Origin of the sequence: Persicirhabdus sediminis, from assembly GCF_016595495.1 — a bacterium.
Lineage (GTDB): Bacteria > Verrucomicrobiota > Verrucomicrobiia > Verrucomicrobiales > Akkermansiaceae > Persicirhabdus > Persicirhabdus sediminis.
In genome coordinates this window covers 229,021-236,347 of record NZ_JAENIM010000044.1, presented here as the reverse complement: position 1 = coordinate 236,347, position 7,327 = coordinate 229,021, and the positions used below count along the sequence as shown (strand labels likewise).

Sequence of the window (7,327 nt, the reverse complement as noted above, 5' to 3'; positions counted from 1 at the left end):
GACCGCTTTGCTAAAGTGCTCATCGCTGACATTACCTATATTCCAACAAAAGAAGGATGGCTCTATCTATCAGTGGTTATCGACCTCCATTCTCGACTAGTTGTTGGCCATCAATGCTCTGGAGCCATGCCCGCTGAAATCGTAACCGATGCCCTAGAAGCTGCTGTGACTCAATGGGATTTACCACGAGGCAAATCCATCTTTCATTCTGATAGAGGTAGCCAGTACACAAGCTGCAAACTACGTAAGTTACTCGGATATCATAAGTTCAAGCAGTCGATGTCAGCCAAAGGAAACTGCTACGACAATGCGACATGTGAGAGCTTTTTCGGCTCGCTCAAAGCAGAACTACTTCCCAACTGTGGTTATTTTGCAAGCAGAGAACTAGCTCGCAAAGCTATTTTTGAATACATTGAGGGCTTTTATAACACCTACAGACGCCACTCATCACTGGGCTATATATCGCCATTTGAGTACCTCAAAAAACAAAATCAGGTTGCTCTAGCAGCCTAATTCAACTAAAAAATTAAAGGAGACTTGCTGTACGAAATTTGAGGGGAAGATCACTATCCAGCTCCAGCCAGAAAATGCCAAAGGCATGCAACAGCCTAGCCCAGGGTCAGGCAGCACCGAAGGTGCCACGCCACCCTAGGTCACATGCCCCGCACACCACAGAGGGCTGAAAGCCCCAAAGAACAAAGCCCATGGCTTCAGCCATGGGATAGTGGTGATTGCCGACCGCGCCCTGAAAGGGGGCTAGAAATCGCCGCTGTCCAGCCCGCTAGAGAGCGGGATAGATGGCTATCCAGCTCCAGCCAGAAAATGCCAAAGGCATGCAACAGCCTAGCCTAGGGTAAGACAGCGCCGAAGGTGCCACGCAACCCTAGGTCACATGCCCCGCACACCACAGAGGGCTGAAAGTCCGACACAGCGCGCCGCTCACTAGCCAAAAATGCCCCAGAAAAACCCAAAACGACCCGGCACCATTTTGACTTAAACCCTGTAGCTACATGGATTCCAGCTGGTTCAGCTTCAAAAATGCCTGACATCTTTTCTCCAGAATGCCGAAGGCATGCAACAGCCTAGCCTAGGGTAAGACCGCGCCGAAGGTGCCACGCAACCCTAGGTCACATACCCCACACACCACAGAGGGCTGAAAGTCCGGCACAGCTCACCGCTAGCTAGCCAAAAATGCCCCAGAAAAACCCAAAACGACCCGGCACCATTTTGACTTAAACCCTGTAGCTACAAGGATTCCGGCTGGCTCAGCTTCAAAAATGCCTGACATCTTTTGCTACCGCATTCCATTTCCCCTGCGGGGAATCTATCTAAATGGCATGGATCCACGGGTTGCACTCGCTGAGCTCGTTGACCCGCGGCTAAAATCCTATAGCCCTCCGGGCTAGCTGATTCTCAGAATACCCGGCTCCTAGTGCTGCCAAAAAGCGGCGAAGGATCGCCGCGCTCCAAAGCCTGCGGCTGAACTGCTGAGCTGGCGCACAAGATGAGAATCTCTGTCTACTCGTTCAAGATCCTCAGCGAGTCGGAGCTTTGGGCTGATGGCCCTTGTTATTGAAATTTTTTTGCCACTTCTGCGGGCAACTTGTCTCTGAACTTCGCTGGTATTTCGCCCGGATAATTAAAAGCCCAACTTCTAGATCCTTCCTCGAACCGCTCTAGTATCCAAACTTTCTCATCTCCATCAAAAACCCATACACGATCATTTTCAGAAACGAAACAGAAGAACCCGTCGTTGTTGCGCCAGTCGCTTGGCCTTAGGGTGCACGTTCCTTCAAATTTGCCAGCTCGAGCAGGATTTGAGATATCGCGCATTACCTCAACCCCCGGCGCACTTTCGCTCAGCTCGATCTGCCAATTACCAGAGGGACTAACAAAACTGCCGAAGCGATCATAGATAACAGCCTCGTATGGCGGTTCTTCGGACGATTTTTCGCAGCCGACTATAAACAGTATTGTAGCAGCCGTAACTATTTTCGGAATTCTCATTTTAAGCAGAAAGTTGAAGGGATAACACCCCCTGTAGGGGGCTGGCTTTGATAAAGGGCTCGAGGTTTATCATCGTCCTAAAGTCTAACTACTCAGCAGTAGTTGGTTGATCTGTGCAGCCCTGTTCTCCTTTATTTTTGTCAGGTTTATCGGCAGCTGCAAAGCCACACCCGTGCTCAACTTCATCTTGAAAATATCGTTTCCATAAATCTGCTTCAGGAGTCCTATTAACGACCTTGAGTATGATATCACCTGTAATCGCTACTACTAACGATGAATTGAAGTGGGAATTTGTGACCGTGATTAGATTCTTTTTTACATCGAGTTCAGAGCTTGAGCCCTCTGGAAAAGCTACGCCTTGTCTTTTAAAAAACTCAGTCAGCGCCTCGTCCTCACCTTCAGAATGATGCTTTAGCATCTTAGATAGCAACACTTTAGCATCTTCCGATACGGGAATGATGAATGTATTTAGTTGGGCTTCATTAGAAATCCCCTCACGGGCGCCCGACTCACTGGAATAGCCCAGTGGTGACAATAGAAGCATCAAAATAAATATTAAACGGAACATTTTCAGGATATTTAGTTAGGAAAGACGCTAGCTGGAATGGTTCTTTTAAGAACTATTCGTTAGCTCATCCTATCTAGTTATTTGTTATTTGCTGGAGTAATCATGCAGTTATTAGACCTCGCGGCAAGGATGATTTGCGAGTCACTAGTTAGATAATTTCTCCAGCACATAGATAGACGATGTTTGAGCCGACGTTTTCCTCTCTTCTCTACAGATGTTAGCTGGCTGGGAGCTGGCAAAAGCGGCGAAGGATCGCCGCGCTCCAAAGCCTGCGGCTGAGCTGCTCAGCTGAGCTGGCTTCATCAACTGCTAATCTGGCTGGCGGCTTTTCAGCTGGCTGGAATTTTCTACTCACCATTCTCTACTCACCATTCTCTACTCACCTCGGGGCGTAAAAAAGCGCTGTGGGGGTGGCCCACAGCGCTGAGATTTTTGTTAGCTAGTTAGTAGCTCCAGCTGGCTGGAGCACTGCTTACAGCAGACTATCTTAGTCGACGTTAGCTTTTGGTTTAACTGGCTTGAAGGTGAGTTCCTTGGACTTTTTCGGTCTGTTGACACGCACGGTATCACCTTCTTGGATGTCGCCACGCAGCAGTGCTTCGGCGAGCGGATCTTCGAGGAAGCGCTCAACGGCACGGCGCATTGGACGCGCACCGTAGGCTGGGTCGTAGCCTTTTTCGATGAGCAGGTCGCGAGCGGTTTTTTCCAGCTTGATCTTGATGCCTTTGTCTTCGAGGCGAGCAAAGAGCTTGGCGGTCTCGAGGTCGACAATTTTGCTAAGGCTGTCTTTTTCCAGCATGTGGAAGACGACGAGCTCGTCGAGGCGGTTGAGGAACTCAGGCTTGAAGCTACCTTTGGCGGCTTCGAGGATCTTATCTTTCATGCCACCGAAGTCGGCTTCATCTTCCTGCATGGCGCCAAATCCGAGACTGGTTTGGCGTTTGATGGATGAGGCACCCACGTTGGATGTGAGGATGATGATGGTATTGCGGAAGTCGATCTTACGGCCAAAGCTATCGGTGATCATGCCTTCTTCAAGGATCTGCAGCAGCAGGTTCATGACGTCCGGGTGAGCTTTTTCAATCTCATCAAAGAGCACCACTGAGTATGGCTTGCGGCGCACGGCTTCGGAGAGCTGGCCACCTTCATCGTAACCCACGTATCCTGGAGGCGAACCAATCAGGCGGCTGGTGGAGAATTTCTCCATGTACTCAGACATGTCGACTTGGATGAGCGCGTCTGGATCACCAAACATGAAGTCGGCGAGGTTACGAGCGAGGTAGGTTTTACCCACGCCAGTAGGCCCGAGGAAGAGGAATGAACCGATAGGACGACGCGGATCTTTGAGATCAGCGCGTGAGCGGCGCAGTGCCTTACTGATGGTGGTGACGGCAAAGTCTTGGCCGATCACCTTACCTTGCAGCTCGGTTTCCATTTCCAGAAGTCGCTGAGCTTCTTTCTGCTCCATGCGCTGGAGCGGCACGCCGGTCCACTTGGAGACGACGGACATGATTTCGTCTTCACCTACTTCGACGACATTTTCCTCCGCCTCAGCTTTCCAGCTGGCGAGGATGTTTTCGAGTTCCTCTTTGCTGTGCTTTTCGGCATCGCGCATGGAGGCGGCTTTTTCAAAATCTTGCTCGTTGATGGCTTCTACCTTCTTGGCTTGGATTTCTACGATGGTCTGCTCGAGTTCTTTGACTTGCGGCGGGCGTGTCATCTGAGCGATGCGCATGCGTGAGCCGGCTTCGTCGAGAATGTCGATCGCTTTATCTGGCAGGTAGCGGTCTGAGAGGTAGCGGGATGATAGCTTCACCGATGCTTCGATGGCTTCATCTGTGTACTTGGCATTGTGGTGTGCCTCGTATTTTTTCTGCAGCCCGTGAAGGATCTTGATGGCATCTTCGGTGGATGGCTCTTCCACTTTTACCTTCTGGAAACGACGCTCGAGAGCGGAGTCTTTTTCGATGAATTTGCGGTATTCGTTCATCGTCGTAGCGCCCACACACTGCAGCTCTGAGCGGCTCAGTGCTGGCTTGATGATGTTGGAGGCATCCATGGCACCTTCAGCGGAGCCAGCACCTACGATGGTGTGGAGCTCATCAATGAACAAGATGACGTCACCGGCTTTGCGGATTTCGTCCATCACGGCTTTGATGCGTTCTTCAAACTGGCCACGGTACTTGGTACCAGCCACCATCAGCGCGAGGTCGAGAGCGACTACTTTTTTACCACGCAGCAGCTCGGGCACGTTGCCGGTGCTGATTTCTTGGGCGAGCCCTTCGACGATGGCAGTTTTACCCACACCAGCTTCACCGATGAGTACTGGGTTGTTTTTGGTGCGGCGGCACAAAATTTGGATCACACGCTCGGTTTCAGATTCGCGGCCAATCACTGGGTCCAGCTTACCTTCGTCAGCCAGCTTGGTGAGGTTGCGGCCAAAGGCGCGCAGCGCTGGTGTTTTGGTTTTGCCTTCGCCTTCTGGCGCGTCTGAGTTTTCCTCTTCGTCTTCGAAGTCGATAAAATCATCATCTCCTTCTTCGGCGCTGAAGTTCGGGTCGATCTCAGCAAGGATCTCTTGGCGAGTTTGCTCAATGTCGACATTCAGGTTGGTGAGCACCTTGGCGGCGACACCTTCTCCTTCACGCAGCAGGCCAAGCAGCAAGTGCTCGGTACCGACGTAGGAATGGTTCAGCTGCTGGGCTTCTTTGCTAGCCAGCGCGAGCACTTTTTTCACCCGTGGTGTGTAGGGGATATTGCCGGAAACCTTAGTCTCAGGCCCTGACCCAACTTGCTTTTCCACCTCCATGCGGACGGCTTCCAGCTCGAGTCCCATATTTTGCAGCACGGTCACAGCCACCCCTTGGCCCAGCTTGATTAAGCCGAGAAGGATGTGTTCGGTGCCCACGTAATTGTGGTGGAATCGGTCTGCCTCCTTTCGCGACAGCGCGAGAACTTGTTGGGCTCTTGGAGTAAAATTATTCATGATTATTCTGCAGGGTCTTGGGGATCTTTTTTGGGATTAATTTCCGTTATAGGACTACTATCAGGCGATGCTATGTTTTGCAACCTGTCGCGGATGATTTCAGCGCGAATTACGTCACGTTCTTCGGCGCTAAGTTTTTTACCTGCGTGATGTTGCAAATGCGCAGGTTCTATATCCATCAATAATTGATCGCAGATACTCAGCATCTCTGGCGAGAAAAATCCGAGATCGCCACCGAGGCGCAACATCGAGATATATGTCAGCGCCTCCTTAGAATCAATGAGATGTGCGTATTTCAGCATTCCCAGCGCGCGGCCAATTTTATCAGCCAGTCCGTTGGTCTGGTCTTCCAAAAGCTTCTCACGGGCGAATCTTTCTTGGTCGCGCACCTCAGTGATCACGCGCTCCAGCCGCTCGATGATTTGCTCTTCGCTCTCACCTAGGGTCGATTGATTGGAAATCTGGAACATGTGGCCAAGCGACTCCGTGCCCTCGCCAAAAATCCCACGCACCGCCAGCCCCAGCTTATTCACTGCGTGGACGACGGCTTTGATGTGATCGCCAATCACCAAACCAGGCAGGTGCAGCATCGCCGATGCGCGCATCCCCGTGCCAAGGTTCGTTGGGCATGCCGTGAGGAATCCCAGACGCTTGTCGTAGGCAAATCCCAGCTGCTTTTCCAGCTCGCGGTCCACCTTATCCAGCGCTTTGTAGGCTTTTTTCAAATGCAGCCCACCGGTGATCGCCTGCATTCTCAGGTGATCTTCCTCGTTGATCATGATGCTCAGCGACTGCTTGCGGTTGACCACCGCCGCACTACCTTCACCACGCGCCGCTTGCTCGCGGCTGATCAGATGGCGCTCGACGAGCACCTGCTTGTGCACCGAGCTCAGCTCACTGAGTTCGTGCGAAAATCCATCTTTCATCTCTGGCAGCAATTCCACCGCCTTGCGCAGCTCACCCATCGCCTCAATGCGCTGGGTCTTGCGCGCCCAGCCAGGAAATGGATGATTGGCCAAGTTTCTAGCGAGCCGGATGCGGCTAGTCAGCACAATCGCGCTGTCCGTTTCCTTACCCGTCATCCAGTCAGCTGGATTGCGTAACAATGTCGATAAGCGCATCATTTTTGCGTCCCTCCCTTGCCTTTTTTGCTCGCCTTCTTGGCGGCTTTTTTAGCTGCCTTCTTTTTCACTGGCGCGTCTGATTTCTTCTCCAGCTGCTTGATTTCATCACGCAGTTCCGCCGCCTTTTCGTAATCTTCATTGGCAATGGCCTGGTTGATCGCCGTCTTCAGCTCGTCAAGTTTTTCGTCCAGCTCGATGGCCTCTTCCAGCCCATCAGGCACACGCCCGTGGTGCTGACCACCGACGTGCATATTGCGTAATACCCCCTCGATCTCACCGCGGAAGGTGCTGTAACATTGGCTGCAGCCCAGACGACCTACACGTTTGAGATCCTCCAGCGCAAATCCACAGTTCGGGCATTCGGCACCATCCTCCATCGGCACAGACTGCGCCGCTTTTGCCGCCATCTTCTCCGCCGCCGGCAGTGAGATTTCCCCTTTAGGAAGCCCCATCAGCTCATGGCCAGCAGCCAGCTCGTTGACGTCAGTAATGCCACGCTCCTCAGCGCATGATTCACACAGCTTCATGCTCTTCTGCACACCGTTGATGATGGTTGTGTAAAAGATCGTCGCTTCTTTGTTACAAAAATTGCATTGCATCGCTGCCATGATCCTAGCGGCACACCACCAAAATGCGAAAGGA

7 protein-coding genes are annotated in these 7,327 nt (G+C 51.9%); 2 read left to right on the top strand and 5 right to left on the bottom strand.

What is annotated here, in order from left to right; genetic code table 11:
* Positions 1–513, top strand: a 513-nt coding sequence (locus JIN82_RS14390) for an IS3 family transposase (protein ID WP_200310631.1), incomplete at its 5' end; no start/stop codon positions are given.
* Positions 514–1,277: 764 nt separating this feature from the next.
* The gene (locus tag JIN82_RS17530) at positions 1,278–1,406 is read left to right on the top strand and encodes a hypothetical protein (protein WP_267906543.1); all 129 of its coding nucleotides are present in this window, start codon (positions 1,278–1,280) and stop codon (positions 1,404–1,406) included.
* Between the two features lie 163 nt (positions 1,407–1,569).
* On the opposite strand, the gene JIN82_RS14385 is transcribed toward JIN82_RS17530, so the two are convergent.
* The 5 genes from JIN82_RS14385 to JIN82_RS14365 form a co-directional block, all read right to left on the bottom strand.
* Positions 1,570–2,007: a hypothetical protein gene (locus JIN82_RS14385; protein ID WP_200312359.1), complete on the bottom strand. Its 438-nt coding sequence runs from the start codon at positions 2,005–2,007 to the stop codon at positions 1,570–1,572.
* An 88-nt stretch (positions 2,008–2,095) separates the two neighbouring features.
* Positions 2,096–2,575 carry a hypothetical protein gene (locus JIN82_RS14380; protein WP_200312358.1) on the bottom strand — a complete coding sequence of 160 codons (480 nt, stop codon included), beginning with the start codon at positions 2,573–2,575 and terminating at the stop codon, positions 2,096–2,098.
* Positions 2,576–3,062: 487 nt separating this feature from the next.
* The gene (locus JIN82_RS14375; protein ID WP_200312357.1) at positions 3,063–5,561 is read right to left on the bottom strand and encodes an ATP-dependent Clp protease ATP-binding subunit; all 2,499 of its coding nucleotides are present in this window, start codon (positions 5,559–5,561) and stop codon (positions 3,063–3,065) included.
* A 2-nt stretch (positions 5,562–5,563) separates the two neighbouring features.
* Positions 5,564–6,685 (bottom strand): protein arginine kinase, encoded by a 1,122-nt coding sequence (locus JIN82_RS14370; RefSeq protein ID WP_200312356.1) that lies wholly within the window; start codon positions 6,683–6,685, stop codon positions 5,564–5,566.
* The gene (locus tag JIN82_RS14365; protein WP_200312355.1) at positions 6,682–7,293 is read right to left on the bottom strand and encodes a UvrB/UvrC motif-containing protein; all 612 of its coding nucleotides are present in this window, start codon (positions 7,291–7,293) and stop codon (positions 6,682–6,684) included. The genes JIN82_RS14370 and JIN82_RS14365 overlap by 4 nt, the downstream gene beginning before the upstream one ends.
* Positions 7,294–7,327 lie beyond the last annotated feature (34 nt).